Source organism: Acidianus manzaensis, assembly GCF_002116695.1.
Taxonomy (GTDB): Archaea; Thermoproteota; Thermoprotei_A; order Sulfolobales; family Sulfolobaceae; genus Acidianus; species Acidianus manzaensis.
Genome location: NZ_CP020477.1, coordinates 908,302 through 924,108 on the forward strand (window position 1 = coordinate 908,302; position 15,807 = coordinate 924,108).

General features: G+C 30.0%; 19 protein-coding genes. 16 read left to right on the forward strand and 3 right to left on the reverse strand.

What is annotated here, in order from left to right; genetic code table 11:
- Positions 1-103: 103 nt before the first annotated feature.
- Complete coding sequence (locus B6F84_RS04370) at positions 104-1,114, reverse strand: hypothetical protein (RefSeq protein ID WP_148691105.1); 1,011 nt, start codon at positions 1,112-1,114, stop codon at positions 104-106.
- A gap of 195 nt (positions 1,115-1,309) precedes the next feature.
- On the opposite strand from B6F84_RS04370, the gene hypE reads away from it, so the two are divergent.
- From hypE to B6F84_RS04410, 8 genes are all read left to right on the forward strand, one after another.
- Positions 1,310-2,368 (forward strand): hydrogenase expression/formation protein HypE, encoded by a 1,059-nt coding sequence (gene hypE / locus B6F84_RS04375; RefSeq protein WP_236749060.1) that lies wholly within the window; start codon positions 1,310-1,312, stop codon positions 2,366-2,368.
- A gap of 9 nt (positions 2,369-2,377) precedes the next feature.
- Positions 2,378-2,635 (forward strand): hypothetical protein, encoded by a 258-nt coding sequence (locus tag B6F84_RS04380; RefSeq protein WP_236749061.1) that lies wholly within the window; start codon positions 2,378-2,380, stop codon positions 2,633-2,635.
- Complete coding sequence (locus B6F84_RS04385) at positions 2,635-2,907, forward strand: HypC/HybG/HupF family hydrogenase formation chaperone (protein WP_148691106.1); 273 nt, start codon at positions 2,635-2,637, stop codon at positions 2,905-2,907. Before B6F84_RS04380 ends, B6F84_RS04385 begins: the two co-directional genes overlap by 1 nt.
- A complete protein-coding gene (hypD, locus tag B6F84_RS04390; RefSeq protein ID WP_148691107.1) occupies positions 2,904-4,034 on the forward strand; it encodes a hydrogenase formation protein HypD in 1,131 nt (376 codons plus the stop codon). Before B6F84_RS04385 ends, hypD begins: the two co-directional genes overlap by 4 nt.
- A 4-nt stretch (positions 4,035-4,038) precedes the next feature.
- The gene (locus tag B6F84_RS04395) at positions 4,039-4,755 is read left to right on the forward strand and encodes a class II aldolase/adducin family protein (protein ID WP_148691108.1); all 717 of its coding nucleotides are present in this window, start codon (positions 4,039-4,041) and stop codon (positions 4,753-4,755) included.
- Positions 4,733-4,993 (forward strand): hypothetical protein, encoded by a 261-nt coding sequence (locus B6F84_RS04400; RefSeq protein ID WP_148691109.1) that lies wholly within the window; start codon positions 4,733-4,735, stop codon positions 4,991-4,993. The genes B6F84_RS04395 and B6F84_RS04400 overlap by 23 nt, the downstream gene beginning before the upstream one ends.
- The gene (locus tag B6F84_RS04405; protein ID WP_148691110.1) at positions 4,986-5,294 is read left to right on the forward strand and encodes a hypothetical protein; all 309 of its coding nucleotides are present in this window, start codon (positions 4,986-4,988) and stop codon (positions 5,292-5,294) included. The genes B6F84_RS04400 and B6F84_RS04405 overlap by 8 nt, the downstream gene beginning before the upstream one ends.
- Positions 5,295-5,838: 544 nt before the next feature.
- Entirely contained in the window at positions 5,839-6,165 is a 327-nt protein-coding gene (locus B6F84_RS04410; RefSeq protein ID WP_236749062.1) for a winged helix-turn-helix transcriptional regulator, read from the forward strand.
- Positions 6,166-6,198: 33 nt separating this feature from the next.
- Here the strand turns inward: B6F84_RS04410 and B6F84_RS04415 are convergent, their stop codons facing one another.
- Complete coding sequence (locus B6F84_RS04415; RefSeq protein WP_148691112.1) at positions 6,199-6,714, reverse strand: helical membrane plugin domain-containing protein; 516 nt, start codon at positions 6,712-6,714, stop codon at positions 6,199-6,201.
- 147 nt (positions 6,715-6,861) lie between these two features.
- Here B6F84_RS04415 and B6F84_RS04420 point away from each other — a divergent pair, with 147 nt between their 5' ends.
- The 3 genes from B6F84_RS04420 to B6F84_RS04430 all read left to right on the forward strand — a co-directional run bounded on the left by B6F84_RS04420 (position 6,862) and on the right by B6F84_RS04430 (position 9,860).
- Positions 6,862-7,824 carry an NADH-quinone oxidoreductase subunit B family protein gene (locus B6F84_RS04420; RefSeq protein ID WP_148691113.1) on the forward strand — a complete coding sequence of 321 codons (963 nt, stop codon included), beginning with the start codon at positions 6,862-6,864 and terminating at the stop codon, positions 7,822-7,824.
- The gene (locus B6F84_RS04425) at positions 7,808-9,346 is read left to right on the forward strand and encodes a nickel-dependent hydrogenase large subunit (protein WP_236749064.1); all 1,539 of its coding nucleotides are present in this window, start codon (positions 7,808-7,810) and stop codon (positions 9,344-9,346) included. Before B6F84_RS04420 ends, B6F84_RS04425 begins: the two co-directional genes overlap by 17 nt.
- 136 nt (positions 9,347-9,482) lie before the next feature.
- A complete protein-coding gene (locus tag B6F84_RS04430) occupies positions 9,483-9,860 on the forward strand; it encodes a hypothetical protein (protein ID WP_148691115.1) in 378 nt (125 codons plus the stop codon).
- 28 nt (positions 9,861-9,888) lie between these two features.
- Here B6F84_RS04430 and B6F84_RS04435 read toward each other — a convergent pair whose 3' ends face one another.
- On the reverse strand, positions 9,889-11,043 hold the full coding sequence (locus B6F84_RS04435) for a nickel-dependent hydrogenase large subunit (protein WP_148691116.1): 1,155 nt from the start codon (positions 11,041-11,043) through the stop codon (positions 9,889-9,891).
- A gap of 101 nt (positions 11,044-11,144) precedes the next feature.
- On the opposite strand from B6F84_RS04435, the gene B6F84_RS04440 reads away from it, so the two are divergent.
- From B6F84_RS04440 to B6F84_RS04460, 5 genes are all read left to right on the forward strand, one after another.
- On the forward strand, positions 11,145-11,378 hold the full coding sequence (locus tag B6F84_RS04440) for a HypC/HybG/HupF family hydrogenase formation chaperone (protein ID WP_148691117.1): 234 nt from the start codon (positions 11,145-11,147) through the stop codon (positions 11,376-11,378).
- On the forward strand, positions 11,371-11,601 hold the full coding sequence (locus B6F84_RS04445) for a HypC/HybG/HupF family hydrogenase formation chaperone (protein WP_148691118.1): 231 nt from the start codon (positions 11,371-11,373) through the stop codon (positions 11,599-11,601). Before B6F84_RS04440 ends, B6F84_RS04445 begins: the two co-directional genes overlap by 8 nt.
- Positions 11,602-11,745: 144 nt before the next feature.
- On the forward strand, positions 11,746-12,273 hold the full coding sequence (locus B6F84_RS04450; RefSeq protein WP_148691119.1) for a hydrogenase maturation protease: 528 nt from the start codon (positions 11,746-11,748) through the stop codon (positions 12,271-12,273).
- Between the two features lie 553 nt (positions 12,274-12,826).
- Entirely contained in the window at positions 12,827-13,816 is a 990-nt protein-coding gene (locus B6F84_RS04455) for a metallophosphoesterase family protein (protein ID WP_148691120.1), read from the forward strand.
- Between the two features lie 380 nt (positions 13,817-14,196).
- Positions 14,197-15,798 carry an APC family permease gene (locus B6F84_RS04460; RefSeq protein WP_148691121.1) on the forward strand — a complete coding sequence of 534 codons (1,602 nt, stop codon included), beginning with the start codon at positions 14,197-14,199 and terminating at the stop codon, positions 15,796-15,798.
- The last annotated feature ends 9 nt before the right edge of the window (positions 15,799-15,807 follow it).

The window sequence follows — 15,807 nt, forward strand, 5'->3', positions numbered from 1 at the left end:
ATTACTACCATAATATTTCTTTATTTTAGCAAATATATAAACTTTGCTTTTCTTTAACGGCATTTCTATAAAAGATAGTTTAAACTAGAATTAGGAAAAAGTATTAACTCATAATTTTAGTTAGTCTCGAAATTACATATAAAATGCTCAAGAATGATATTCCAATTCCAAGTCCTATAGGATAAGAAAGGAATGTTTCATAATAAAATTCAGAAATGGAGATTCCCCATAATACTTGAGGTATTAATGATAATGGAAATAAAGATAAGATGTAATACGTTTTTCCTCTAATGTCAATTTTATTTTTGATGTCAATATTCAGAAATGAGAAAGCTATAGCTAATAATGTAGCTATTCCGTAAGGTATTTCGTTTATAGTTATTGAATAATATAATGAACTACAACTTAATAATATATCAAAGATGATAAAAGTAAGAAAATGTCCAATTGTAATTTGATTTCGTAATAATTTATAAAATAGATATATCGTTAACGAAAATGATAAGATTGAGACTAATATTGATGCTTGACTGATTGGATCATAAGGTAAAGATAGTATAGAATGAGTCATTTCTGAGGCAATATTTGGTCCAGCTAGTCCTAATATTGCAAGTAGTATTGGATAAGAATTTTTAGTTTTAAAGGAGAAATATATTATTTCAGGAATAATCATTAGAAAGAACATGAATGAATTAGATAATTCAATTAATGCGTAGAATACTTGTATAGGTGAAGAAATGAGAGTAGTAGGGATATCAGTACCATAAAAGTCCAGTGCTGTTATTGAATTGGAGAATCCTCTTAGAATTACATAGTATAATAAGCTCATTATTATTTCATTAAATATTAATAAAGTAATCAGAGAAGGTTTATAAAAACCTAGATTTCTAATTGTTATTGGAATTACGAGAAGCAATATACATGTTGAGATTAAAATTATGTAATTATTTAGTGAAAAAAGGATTAGAAATATCATAGTATTTACGAAAGTGATAATCATTATTAAAAATGCAAGTTGATTATTTTTGTTTAATCCTTGTTCTATGCTCCAAGCTAGGAGTGGAGTCATAATAATTACGTAAATTACGTAGGCTAGAACTAATGGGGACAGCATTTCTACTCTTATTATTAAATAGAAGGAAAATTTTTAATCTTTGTTTACTAAAGATAAGTAGGTATATTGTAGTATATTTGTTTGCTAATGATTATGGTATGAACCGTAAAATTTGGTCTATTATATTATTTTTATTTTGATTCATGTTTATCAAAAATAATATAAGTTTATTAACTATAAAATTCTATGATTATAATGATAAGCATGAGTAGTAAAGACATAATAACGCTTTTACATGGAGCCGGAGGATCGTATATGCATAATTTAATAAAGCAAATTTTTATGACTTTAGACGATAATTTTGGAGATATTGGATTACAAATGTTAGATGATGGAGCAGTAATAAACAATGTAGTATTTACAACTGACTCATTTATTGTTAGGCCAATTTTCTTTAAAGGAGGTGATATAGGTAGATTAAGCGTAAGCGGAACTGTGAACGATATAGCTATGATGGGGGGAGATCCGGTAGCTTTAAGTCTAGGAGTAGTCATTGAAGAAGGCTTTCCAATTCATGATTTAGAAAAAATAGTCAATAGTATAAAGAATACTGCATTAGAAGCTGGAGTTCATATAGTTACTGGAGATACAAAGGTTATGGAAAAAGGTAGTTTAGATAAAATTATAATAAATACTTCAGGAATTGGATTTAGATCAAAGCAATTGGATCATGATATTGAAACTCTTAGAAAAACTAGAGAGCCAAAAGAATGGTTAGTTCCACTCAACTTAAGACCTGGAGATAAGATAATAGTGTCAGGAACAATAGGAGATCATGCAATTGCCATTTTATCCTCTAGGGAGGGAATAGGGTTTGAGGCAAACGTAAGTTCCGATGTAGCTCCTTTAAATAAACTAATAAATGGAATTCTAGAAATAGGAGGAGTAGCAGACGCGAAAGATCCAACTAGAGGAGGTTTAGCAGATTTATTAAACGATTGGTCAGAAAAATCCAAACTCGGAATATATATTAGAGAAGAAGATATTCCAGTAAAAGACGAAGTTAGGGCAGCATCAGAGTTTATGGGAATGGATATTCTAGAGCTAGGAAATGAAGGTAAAGCTGTAATTGCAGTATCTCCGGAATACGTTAAAGATGTATTAAACGAATTATGGTCAATACCACAAGGTAAGGATGCTTCAGTAATAGGAGAAGTAAGAAAGGACATAGAAGGAGTTATATTAGAGACGTCAATAGGAGGTAAAAGGTATGTTGGTAGGCCATTAGGTGATCCAGTCCCGAGAATTTGTTAGGTGAGAAAAATGGCTAAATTAGTATGTATGATTTGTAAACATGAAGAAAAAATTCCAATTCATTGTGAGGAAGAAATGAAATATAAGCAGAAAGGTAATTTTAGGAAAATTGATGTATTAGTATGTGAAAACTGTAAAGAAGAAATTCCTATGCCTAAACATTGCGGTGTACCTATGCTTTACGTAGACGAGGACTATTATCCTGTATACGATTTAAATGAAAACGAGATTTTAGAAATGAAAAAAGCTTATGAGGGTGAAAGCTAATGTGCGTGGCTTTTCCAGGTAAAGTCATAGAGATTGACGGAGAATATGGTAAAGTTGATTTTGGAAATGGAACAATAAGAGATAATATACTTCTTTCTTTAGTAGATGCCAAGATAGGTGATTACGTTTTAGTTCATGCTGGATACGCTATTCAAATAGTTGATGAAGTTGAAGCAAGAAAATCAATAGAAATATGGAACGAGATGACAAATCAATTACCAGAAGAGAAGAAAAAACAAGATTTTAATGAAATTGTAGGTGGTGAAAGTTGAATACAGAATATCTTTCTCTATTAAAATACTATAGAGATCCTAGATTAGCTAAAGCATTAAAAGCAAAAATTGATGAACTAGCTAAAAAAATAGAAGAAAATATAATGATAATGCATGTTTGCGGTAGTCATGAGTGGACGATAACACACTATGGAATAAGAACATTATTACCAGAAAACGTTGAAGTTAGAGCTGGACCAGGATGTCCAGTATGCATAACTCCAGCTACAGATATAGACGATGCAGTAAAATTAGCTTTGGACGGCGTTACAATAACTACTTATGGAGATATGAGCAGAGCAAGAGGGAATAGAATGTCATTAGAAGAAGCTAAGGCATTAGGAGGAGATGTAAGAGTAATTTATGGAGTTCAAGATGCAGTAAAAATGGCCAAAAGAGAGCCTAATAAACAATTCGTATTTTTCGCAGTAGGTATGGACACTACAGCACCAGCAACAGCGTTTGAAATCCTAAAAGAAACTCCGGAAAATCTTAGCTTCCTAGTTTCTTATAGATATACTCCAGCAATACAAGGCTCAGTCATGGAATCTAATGTTCTCGGTATTGACGCTTTTATATCAGCTGGACATTCAGTAACCATAACAGGATTAAAGCCTTATTACGAATATTTTCTAAGATCTAAAAAACCTATGGTAGCAACAGGATTCGAACCAATTGACGTCTTAATGGCAATTTATATGTTATTAAAACAAATAGATGAAGGAAAGCCTAAAATAGAAAATGAATATACTAGATCTGTAAGCTGGGAAGGGAATATAAAAGCCCAAAAAGTGATGGATAAAGTTTTCGACTTAGAAGATGGATATGTTAGAGGTGTAGCTATATTTCCTAAGGCAGGATTTAGACTAAAGGATGATTTTAGAAAAATAGACGCAAGAGAGCAGTATGGACTAAAAGATAGAAGCAAGACAAAAGACGAATATATAGCTGGAGCACGGTGTGGAGAAGTAGTAATGGGATTAATTGATCCTCCAGAATGTCCTCTTTATATGAAAACATGCAAACCAGAAGATCCTAAAGGTGCTCCAATGGTATCTCAAGAAGGAACTTGCTGGATATGGGCTATGCACAGAATAGTAAATGTATCTCCAAGATGTAAAAGGTGATAAAATGGTTTATATGATAGGAAATACGTACTGTAAGCTTTGTCAATCAGATGAAAATCAGCTTAAAAAAGAGCTAGTTAATAGTGTAAAAACACTTTATTGGAAAGGAATGATAAGTAATGCTGGAGGCAATCAGAGTGCTAGATTACCTGGATCTGAAAAAATATGGATAACTCCTTCTGGATATCCAAGAGTTAGCCTAGAACCTGAAGACTTAATTGCGGTAGATCTGGAAGGTAACGTTATTGAAGGAGATTTAAAGCCTTCAATAGAAACTAAAATGCATCTGGAAGTTTATAAGGTTAGACCAGATGTTAATGCAGTTATCCATGCTCATTCACCATATACAATGGGATTAGCCATATCTGGATTTTTTGACATAACTCATGGAGAAGCAGCAGCAATACTAGGAGAAATAAAGATAGTAAAATATTCACATCCAGGAACAATAGAATTAGCTAAAAATGTAGGCGAAGCATTAAAAGGTGAAGGAGCTAAGGTTCCTAGAATAGCAATTTTGATGAATCACGGCATAATATCTGTTGGTGCATGTATTCATGAAGCTAGAGCATTCGCTGAGATAATGGAAGAATGGGCAAGATTTAACGTAGCAGCTAAAGCTATAGGAAATATAAAATATAAACTAAATAAAGATGAATTGAAAAAACCTGGAGCCAGATATATAAGGGCGGTAAAATTTGGAGGAAGGCAGATTACTTGATATAATAGAACCAGAAACTCAAGTTCCAGCTATGACTTTAGGCCTAATTCGACAAGAAAAAAGAGATGGAAAAAACGTAATTTATTATAGACCTATTTCTCCTTTTACTCCACCTATTCTAGTAATAGCTTTTGGCTTAATGATCAAGACAAAAACTAATGCAGATGAAGTAATATTAGAGAATTATTATCTTTCAAATGAAATTAACGAAATATTAGAGGAGATTAAAAATGACTGAACATTTGCAATTATCAAAAGCATACTTATATCTTGCTAAGAACTCTAGTGATGCTGTTATTTCATTATCATTTTTATTGAAAAGCATAGAAGAATTAGCACTAGAAAAGATGCAAAATAATAGTTACTCATCAGATACTACGAATAAAATGATGGAATATATTAGGAATTCTCCTTCCTTATATAAAGAATATAGGAAAATTCTTAATGAAATGACTAATTATCTTCTTAACGGCAACTCTAACGTAAAAGAGTTGATAGACAACGTAGAGAAATACATTCTAACTATTACTAACAATTAATATAATTCTACTGTTTACATAACGTCTGAAAAAACAGTCTATGATTTTTTTTATTTTTCTTAGCTTATCTCATATTGGTAAATCTAATCGTAGTTTATGTAGATCTGAAATAAGTTCTTCTCCGATTATCCCGTTGCAGAATCGTAAAGTATTCAAATGCTAATACTAATTACTAGTAATATCATTGATTTTACAATTACAAGATAATCAGATTTTATATTTTGGCTCAATTAACTTGAGTTATCTAACGTCTGAGGAATATTTAATAATTTATTGTGTGCGCAATCATAATTTATGAGTTAAATAATTTTTAAAATATACGCAAGTTAAATGAATAGTTTATAGGTATCTCTAATTAGTAATTATAAATTCCCTATAAATATTCCAAAAAATTAAGGATGACTCTAACATGATAAAAATTGTAAAGAATATTCATTTCTTATAATAAGAGATTTTAAATGTTTATTAATAACTACAGTAATATTATATATTGATATCATTATTAGGTTACATAATTTTATAAAGACTTAATACTATATAAATTGTGGATTGCGTTCTAAAAGAAGATCAAGAACTTTGCATGAGTTATAATCCAAGAATATTTCAATTATTGACCAGAAAATATACTTTTTCTGTTTTAGTATTATTAGATAAGTATGGAGCTTTAAGATTTAACGAAATACTAAAGAAAATAGATGGAATGACTCAAAGAGCCTTGTCTATAAGATTAAAAGAAATGGAGGAAGCCAATTTAATTTCACGAAATGTTAAAAATGAAAGGCCTGTAACAGTATATTATAATATTACTACTCAAGGTAAAGCAGTCAAAAATGCAATGCTTATGATTTTACAACTTACTACCTTAATTTAAAATAATGAAAAAGATTTCTTTGCATAAGATATTCTACTCATCTTTATTGTTATTTCTCTCGTCTATTATTGGCTCCGTAGCCTTACCTAATTCCTTTAGCATAAATCTCAAGTAAGCTAAAGTTTTTTTAACATCAGGATCATCAAAAGAGGCTAATAATTCTACAATGTTAGATTCATTACCATCTTTTACCATTGCTTCTGCAGCTTTTGACAAACCTGAAGTCATAACATCTAGAACTCCATGACTATCTAATACTGAAAGAATTTTACCTATTTTATCCAAATGTTTTGCTATAGCTAATGTTCCACGAATAAAATCATCAGAACTTACTTCACCATTATCTATCATCTCTTTTAAATCACCTAGCATTTCTATAATTGCTCTAAAGCTCTTTGATTTTATTATTGACATCATTTTTTTGTCATCTTTCACAAAATCTAATAAACTATCTAGAACTCCACTAGAATTCAAGTATGCTACAATTTCTTTTATCTTATTAACTCCTTCAATATAATCTTCATCATTATCTATTCCCATACTTATCATGTATAACAATTTTTTGTAATCGTATATATAAGATTTTTCCACAAAATATGTTCTATTTATTTTTATCGCTTTTTAACTTTATTGATAACCTAAGATAATACATTTATAAATTAAAATTAAAAATCTTTTAATGAGATAATATATTATATGAGAACATTACTTTGGTTACAAGGAGGAGCATGCGGAGGAAACTCATTATCATTACTTAATGCTTCTGATCCAGATTTACTATTATTTTTTGAGCAACATAAGATAAAATTATTGTGGCACCCATCATTATCTTTAGAAAATAATATAGAAAAAATTTTGAATGATATAAGAAATGGCAAAATTACTCTAGATATATTAGTTTTTGAAGGTACTATAATACGTGGTCCAAATAATACCGGAACATTTAATTTATTTGCAGGCAAACCTATGAAAGACTGGATTTCTGAGATATCACCTTTAGCTAATTACATTATAGCAGTAGGTGATTGTGCATCATTTGGAGGAATCCCTGCTTCAGATCCAAATCCTACACAATCTACTGGATTACAATTTCATAAAAAAGAGAAAGGAGGATTTTTAGGTCAAAAATTCAGAAGTAAATCAGGATTTCCTGTTATAAACATTTCTGGATGTCCTGCACATCCTACGTGGATTTTAACTACAATATCAATGATAGTAGAAGGAAAACTAACAGAAGATCTTCTAGACGAATACAATAGGCCAAAAATATTCTATTCCACTACAACACAATTTGGATGTCCGCGCCAACCGTATTTTACATATAAAATTGCATCTAACGAATTAGGACATAGAGAAGGATGTTTATACTTCGAATTAGGCTGTAGAGGCCCAATGACCAGAAGTCCATGCAATAATATTTTATGGAATAATCAAAGCAGTAAAACTAGAGTAGGAACTCCATGTATGGGATGCACTGAGTTCGATTTTCCAACATTTAACTTCTTTAAAACAGAAAAAAACAGATCAGGATTACCTAAAAATTTACCTATAGGTATGAGTAGAGGTAGTTACATAACATTTTCAGCAATAGCAAGAGGATCAGCACCCCAATTCCTAACAAAGCCATTAATTAAAAAGAGAGGTGATTGGATTGAATGAAAAAATTATAAGCCCATTAAATAGGGTTGAGGGAGATCTAGATTTAAAAGTAGAATTGAAAGGAAATAAAGTAGTTAAAGCATATCCAATGTCAAGATTATTTAGAGGAATAGAAATAATATTAAAAAATAAATCTCCAATGGATTCTTTGGTAATAACTCCTAGAGTATGTGGAATATGTGGAGGATCACATTTGTATTCTACTGTAAGAGCTTTAGATATGGCTTACAAGGCTGAAGTGCCACCAAATGGTGTACTCATTAGAAATATAATGTCATTAGCAGAAATGGGACAGAATGATGTAAGGCATACGTACTTAATGTTCTTAATTGATAGTGTAAATAAAAAATACGAAAGCTTCCCATTTTACAAGGACATGGTGTTAAGATGGGCTCCATTCTATGGATCATCGTACAAAGAAGCAGTAAAGTGGTCAAAAAAATATACAGAAATATACGCTATATTTGGTGGACAATGGCCACATGGATCTTCAATGGTTCCTGGAGGAGTTACAGCAGAACCATATCCTGACGATATAATGAAAGCTAAAGCTATAATAAAGGAAATTTCCTCTGAACTAGTAGAAAAAGTAATGATTGGAGGACCAACAGAACAATTCCTTTCCGTAAAGAGTATGAAGGATCTGAATCAATGGTGTGAAGACTATCCAAATGGAGATATATGTAAAATTTGGATTTATGGAAAAGAAATGAAATGGGATAAGTTAGGAAAAGGATCAGATTATCTAATGTCTTTTGGGCATGTCCCATTAGACGAAAAATACAATCAAGAAAATCCAGAATTAATGTTCAAAAGCGGAATTTTAAATCTTAACAATTTCGAAACATTGCAACTTAATCAAGAAAATTTTCTGGAATTTGTATCTAAATCATACTACACTTATTCTTCCGGAGATATTGGATTACATCCATTTCAAGGAGAAACAAATCCCATACCACCAATTAGTAAAGATAAGTATACTTTTACTAAAGCATTTAGATATAAATTGAAAGACAAATTAATAGCCCCAGAAGTAGGAGCACTGTCAATGTTAGCAGTAGGAGGAAATGATCTAATTTTAGATTTACTAAAGCATTTAGGTACTAATGTATTATTAAGAGAAATTGCCAGATTTATAAGAATAGTATTAATAAATAAGATAATAGAGGAACAATTAGAAAAATATAAATTTGGAGAACCAACTTATAAAAAACCTGATGAAGTAAAAGATTCTCAAGGTTATGGTTTAATAGAAGCATCAAGAGGTTCATTAGGACATTGGATAGTTATCAAAGATGGAAAAATACAAAATTATCAAATAATAACACCAACACAAATAAATATGGGACCAGAAGATCCTTATGGTAATTTAAGCCACATGAGTTTAGCGTTAGTAGGCACAGAAGTAGAAAACATAGATAATCCAATAGAAGTAGCACACATAGTACGTTCGCATGATGCTTGCATGGTATGTAATGTTCATTTCTTTGATAATAAAGAAAAAATGGTATTAAAACTTTAAAAATCTATGCTATAAAATCAGTTAATTAACCACTAATAGCAGAAAACTCTATTGAAAGAGAAAATTAGTAAAGGGATTATTACTATTTAGACGAAAGATATAAAAAAGTGAAAAAAAGAAATAAACAAGGAGAATATTGCTTAGTGAATTGATTGCTTTAGAAGAAATACAAATTTCTCCTAAGAAAATTGATGAAATAAAAATAAAAGAAATAGATGTGCAAAAACTCATGTCAAAAGGTTACATTAAAGAAGAAAACGGATTCCTATATATTACAGAGGAGGGAATAAAAAGACTCTCAGAACTATATGGTCTACTTGATACGCTTCAAAGGATATATATAGATCTTTCATATGGTAATAAAATAAAAATTACAGATTTTGACGTTAAGGAGATAGAAAAACTTAAAAATGAAGGATTAATAGAAATTAAAAATGAAGATATAGTTATAACATTTGAAGGAATAAAAACTGTTGCACAAAGAATAGCCGAAAAAATGGCTAGAGGACATTAAACTTAACATAACAAAACGATTCAAAAAATTAACAAAAACCTCCTATCCTTTTCTTAAGAATCATTTTATCCTTTTCATAAACCTTTACCTCAGTTACAAAACAAGAATCTAAAGAACTAACAGCTAAAGACAATTCCCAAGGATTTTTAGGATCTATTGGAATACCTTCTACAGCCTTCTCTAAAGCTCCACCGGGAGAAGCATTAAAAGTAGTAGGTTGTATTATGCTATAATTACTAACTTTATAATCTTCGTCAATAGAAACCTTATGAATTAATGAACCCCTTATTGATTCAACAATACCGATTCCTGTACCTTTATTTACTTTAAATTCATCTGAATAATAATCTAAGTCAGAAAACATTTTCAAAAGATATGCTATTACTCTAATTCTACTTAGTTCTCTCAATAGAGGAGAAGGGCCATATTTATTATGTAAATTCTTAACCATTTTATCGAAAGTTAAGGCTTGAGCTAATGGGCCTACTTCAACATAAGTTCCATTATACAGCACATAAGTTCCAAAATCTGATAAATATTCTAGGTTAAAATTGCCTAAAAAAGGAAAGCCTATCACTAAATAATTATCTATCCCAGCTCGTCTTAAAGGTACATCTTTCAATAACTTTAGATCACCTTTCAACTCACTAATTTCAGTCAAATTTAGAAAACTATCCAAATCCATTCCTATAACTTCTTTTTCAAATCCAGAAATTATACTTAATATCTCATCTTTCCTTATTGAAATTTTTTTATTAGACAAATAGTCAATTGATGGCCATTTTCCTCCAATCTTTTCCATTAATCCCTTTATTTCTCTTGATAATTTTGAAATTCTTGCAAATTTTTGTCCAGACGGAAATTGATACTCTACACCACCTAAGTAAGGAAACCAATAAACATAAGGATGTCTTAAATGACTTTCTATAATTTCCAGCATTACCATATATTTTGATGCTTCAAGATTAGTTGAACTAACTGCATTAGCGTAAGCATAAACGTGAGATTGTGCACAAGTAGCTAATACTCTAGGTATTATATTATAAAGACTCCTAGCATCTTTGTTCAAAAACATTTTTTCATAATTTCTTAATTTATTTCCAGAAGATTTAGCATTTATTACCTTACCTCCTTCCACATAAACTTCTAAATCTATAACTTCCAAATCTAACGGATTTAACACAATTAAAATTACTTCTTATAGTTTTTAACTTTATTCTTTATGATTAATTTATTACCCTACTTTAGAAAAGCTTATAATATTAAACAAAAAATAGGATATTGATGTGCTTAAGCTTTCCTGCAAAGGTAGTTGATATACAAGACTTAATAGTATTCGTAGACTATGGAAATAATACAATAGAGCCAGTAATAAATAATATGGTAGATGACTTAAATCCTGGAGACTATGTAGTAATAAGTTATGGCATGATAATACAAAAAATATCTAAAGAAGAATATGATGAAATGATAAAATACGAAACAGAAATGGCAAAGGTGCTAGCTAATAATGAGTGAATACGATCCTTATGATATGGCATTAATAGGAAAAATTATTAAAATAGAAAAAAATACTGCTCTAGTAGATTTTAACGGAATAAAAAGAGATATAGAATTAGGACTAGTTGAAGCTAAAGAAGGAGATTATATACTAGTACATGCAGGATACGCAATAAAAGTAATAGATGAGAAAGACATGACTGATAATATTAGAAAAATCATTAATAAGCTAAATGAATAATATACATCCATTCTAACAGTAAAAATTAATTTATAAACAATACTTTTCTCTATCATAATAATAGTTAAATACAATATATAACTTAGTTAAATAAAGATAAATTTGAATATAAAATTTAAATGCGATAACTACTAGTTAAAAATTATGAGAATATTAATAGCAGGAATAGGAAACATATTTTCTAAAGATGATGGATGTGGAAGTTATGTTGCACAAGCATTACAAGGATGCATTAATGGAGTTGACATTATAGATTTCGGTACAGGAGGATTACAAATAATTGATAAAATGCTAGAATACGATTTTATAATCTTCATAGATGCAGGAGATATAGAAAAAGATGTTCAAATGCTTGAAATAAACGAAAATGCATTAGACTCCGATGAATTAGTACAAACAGTGTTAACAATGTCACTTGGAAGCTCGCATGGAATAACATTAGATGATATACTAACAATATTTAAAATTAGAAAATTTTCTGGTAAAATTATATTCATTTTATGCAAGCCTTATTCATTAGATCTAGGATTAGGATTAACAGAACAGTGTAAAGAAAATGCGATAAAAACAATAAGAGAACTAAATAAATTTCTCAGAGAAAATTTTGAAATTGCAATAGATACAAATAAGGCAGAAAAAAACTTAGAAAAAATTCTGGAAAAAATAACATAATACACTAGATATTGCTTTTCTCATACTATATTTTCAAAAATTTGTATTTTACTTTAGTATAATTATATGGATAATTTCTATTTTATTATAGTAAGAGTCGGTAATTACTACAATTTACTCTAACTAGAAGAATTCGTAAGAGATTCGAGTTAGAAATACTTCATAGTGTAGAGTCCTTGAACTCTTTTTATAGTATTAAGAATATCCATTTCTATTACATAGAAAAGAGGAAATCACTATGGGAATAGTGTGCAGTTTCGTTAGCAGTATTATCTAAAAAGTTTCAAATTTACGAAAAAAGGAATCTAGACTTTCCTTATTTTCTGTTTTTAATTCTAGCAGTCTTCATTAGATTATTTTTAGCTAATATAAAAACATTGAAGTACATCTTTATTTTTAATATAAATATCATTTTAGCATAAGCCTTATTTATAATTATATTTTAATGATATCATATATTTACTTTTTAAGCGTTTCAAATTAAACGAATTTATACAATCTTCCGTTTATTCTTAAATTATATTTATATTAGCTAGGTATATGTGAAAATAGTATGGGATTATTTAGAAGAAAAACTCCTGATGGCGTAGACAATAAAAGTCAATTAAGAATTTTATTCACTAGTGATTTGCACGCATCAGACATAGCTTTTAGGAAATTTTTGAATGCAGGTAAAATGTATAAGGCAGATATATTAATAATAGGAGGAGATTTAGCTGGTAAATCTCTAATTCCTATAATTGATTTAGGTGGTAGATATGAAGTAGAAGGAATGGAAGTAGGGAAAGAGGGATTAAATGAAGTGATACAAAATATAAGAGCTTCAGGAAATTACTATATTATTACTGACAAGAAAGGTTATGATGAACTAAGTAATGACAAAAAGAAAGTCGATGAAGCATTCAAAACTGCAATTCAAGAACGATTGAAAGAATGGATACAGATAGCAGAAGAAAAATATAAGGATTACAAAAGCCCTTACGGAACAGTCCCTTTATACTTCAACCTAGGGAATGACGATCCTATGTATATGTTCGATGTAGTTACTGAAGATGCATTATTTAAACGTACTGAAGACTTCATAATACCAATAGGCAATTTTGAAATGGTTTCATATGGTTATGTAAATCCTACTCCTTGGAATACCTATAGAGAAAAAGGCGAAGAAGAAATTTACAAAGAATTAAAAACTGTTATGAATAAAGTTAAGGATCCTTCTAAAGTAATTTTAAACACTCATGCACCTCCATACGAAAGTAATTTAGATAACGCTCCTTTACTTGATAAAGACTTAAAACCAGTAGTCAAAGGAGGAGATATTGTTATGACTCATGTAGGATCAAAAAGTGTAAGGAAAATTATCGAAGAATACAAGCCTGCACTAGGTATTCATGGACACATTCACGAATCTAAAGCATTTGATAAAGTAGCAGGTACGCTAGTAATAAATCCAGGTAGCGAATACTCTTCTGGTATATTCCATGGAGTTTATATTGTCCTAGAAGGAGATAAGGTAAAAACACATCAATTTATTACAGGATAATTAAGAAATTTTTCCTAAAGTAGATTAAATTATAGATTAGCATATAAGATCTGTTAAAATATTAGTATCTGATATTTTTGTTATTACAACTTTTATATGAGTTTATCAGTAAATTTAGATAATCAACTATAAATAATAGATAATACCTTTTTCTAAATACACGTTAAAGTTTATGGTTAAATTAACTGTAATGAAAAATTATATAAAGAAAAGAAACGAGTTTTAATGAATACTGTTTATATATTTAAATTAAAACAAAGGTTATAACTTAAAATAGGTTAAATTCTAGATACAATTAAACGTAATTTTCAAGAGATTAAATACTATTTAAGTTAAAGAATCAGTTATGTTTTTAAACTGTTCATTTACTATTTTTCCAAATGGCTTCTAAAAAACTAGCTCCAAACGTATTCTTAAGGCAATCTTCAGGACTAGTTAGAGATGTAAGCCCTTGGCCATCACTATTAGCTACGTGGGCTCTGGTTACGGGAGGAGTACCAATATTAATTTTAGAATGGTTATGGTTAGGTCCAGGTGCTAATTGGCCATTAGCTTATACTATGACTTTAGTTCCTACGTTAGGAATGGCATTCCTATTTTATTTAGCCGGAGCCTCCATGCCTAGATCTGGAGGAGATTACGTATTTAACAGTAGGGCAACCCATCCTGCATTAGGATTTGCAAACTATTGGGCTCTCTTTATAGCTTTCGTATTATCTCAAGGATATTATTCCTATCTGGGAGCTTCTTGGTTAGGATATTTATTTACTGGTCTAGGAATATATTATCATAATTCCTTGTTTTTAAGTATAGGAGGATTTTTTGGATTAAAATTAGGAAGAATTCTGTGGGGAATAATAGTAGGTACTATAATAACTAGCTTAATAGCTATACCCGTAAGATTTCATTGGAAATTCATAGCAATAGCAGGAGCAATTAGTGTAATTACTACTATAGTAATGTTTGCTGCATTATTAATGATAAATCCTTCTTCCTTCTCTTCTTCACTAGCTTCTTTTACTGGAATCAAAGATGCTTACACAGAAGTAATTTCAAATGCATCATCAAACGGATTAACATTTGTAGGACCATTTTATGGTGCTTTATTGGCTATTCCAGCAATTTGGTATTATTACACATGGTATAATTTACCAGCATCTTGGGCAGGAGAAATGAAAAAAGTAAGATTTAACGTATTTCTTTCAATAATAGTTGGAGTAATAATGATTGCAGTATATTACATTTTATATACACAAGTAAATATAATGGCGTTCGGAGAGAAATTTCTAACATCGTACTCGTACATTTACTGCAATGGATACTCAGATCCAGTTGTTAATTCTTTATCTTCATTAGGAACTTTTACGCCTTTTTACGCGCTCCTTGTTTTAGGAAATCCAATAATATACATATTAATGTTCATAGCAATATGGTTACCAAACTACTACAGCGGACCACCTTTAGTTCTTGGATTATCTAGATACTTATTCTCTTGGTCATTTGATAGAATAATGCCTTCCTGGATGGCAGATGTTGACAGTAGACTAAATGCGCCTATCAAAGCTATCCTACTTATTATGGCGCTTTCTGGTATAGGAGTAGTTCTTTATGCTTACTTGCCAGTATTATCTTTAGTTGACGTAACTGTAGCCTTCGAAATAAGTTATGCCATATTTGCTATATCAGCAGCACTAATGCCTTATATAAGGAAAGACGTTTATGAAACTACAATGATAATCAAAAAGAAAATACTAGGAATACCATTAGTTACTTTAGTAGGAGTACCCACGTTTGCATTTTTAGTATTTGCTACGTATATTACCTGGGGAAATCCAATAATATTACCAATAAACATACCTACTATCTTGTCATTAGTCGGGATGTACGCTTCAGGATTCATAATATATTATGCAGCAAGAGCATATAATAAAAGAAAAGGAGTAGAAATTGACTTAGCATTCAAAGAAATTCCACCAGATTAAAACATTTTT

What these genes read in the sequence shown, in the direction of transcription:
- B6F84_RS04385 (WP_148691106.1), top strand. Translation starts at nt 2,635, where the DNA reads ATGTGCGTGGCTTTTCCAGGTAAAGTCATAGAGATTGACGGAGAATAT.
- B6F84_RS04445 (WP_148691118.1), top strand. Translation starts at nt 11,371, where the DNA reads ATGAGTGAATACGATCCTTATGATATGGCATTAATAGGAAAAATTATT.
- B6F84_RS04420 (WP_148691113.1), top strand. Translation starts at nt 6,862, where the DNA reads ATGAGAACATTACTTTGGTTACAAGGAGGAGCATGCGGAGGAAACTCA.
- B6F84_RS04440 (WP_148691117.1), top strand. Translation starts at nt 11,145, where the DNA reads ATGTGCTTAAGCTTTCCTGCAAAGGTAGTTGATATACAAGACTTAATA.
- B6F84_RS04460 (WP_148691121.1), top strand. Translation starts at nt 14,197, where the DNA reads ATGGCTTCTAAAAAACTAGCTCCAAACGTATTCTTAAGGCAATCTTCA.
- B6F84_RS04380 (WP_236749061.1), top strand. Translation starts at nt 2,378, where the DNA reads ATGGCTAAATTAGTATGTATGATTTGTAAACATGAAGAAAAAATTCCA.
- B6F84_RS04405 (WP_148691110.1), top strand. Translation starts at nt 4,986, where the DNA reads ATGACTGAACATTTGCAATTATCAAAAGCATACTTATATCTTGCTAAG.
- B6F84_RS04395 (WP_148691108.1), top strand. Translation starts at nt 4,039, where the DNA reads ATGGTTTATATGATAGGAAATACGTACTGTAAGCTTTGTCAATCAGAT.
- hypE (WP_236749060.1), top strand. Translation starts at nt 1,310, where the DNA reads ATGATAAGCATGAGTAGTAAAGACATAATAACGCTTTTACATGGAGCC.
- B6F84_RS04455 (WP_148691120.1), top strand. Translation starts at nt 12,827, where the DNA reads ATGGGATTATTTAGAAGAAAAACTCCTGATGGCGTAGACAATAAAAGT.
- B6F84_RS04450 (WP_148691119.1), top strand. Translation starts at nt 11,746, where the DNA reads ATGAGAATATTAATAGCAGGAATAGGAAACATATTTTCTAAAGATGAT.
- B6F84_RS04415 (WP_148691112.1), bottom strand. Translation starts at nt 6,714, where the DNA reads ATGATAAGTATGGGAATAGATAATGATGAAGATTATATTGAAGGAGTT.
- B6F84_RS04370 (WP_148691105.1), bottom strand. Translation starts at nt 1,114, where the DNA reads ATGCTGTCCCCATTAGTTCTAGCCTACGTAATTTACGTAATTATTATG.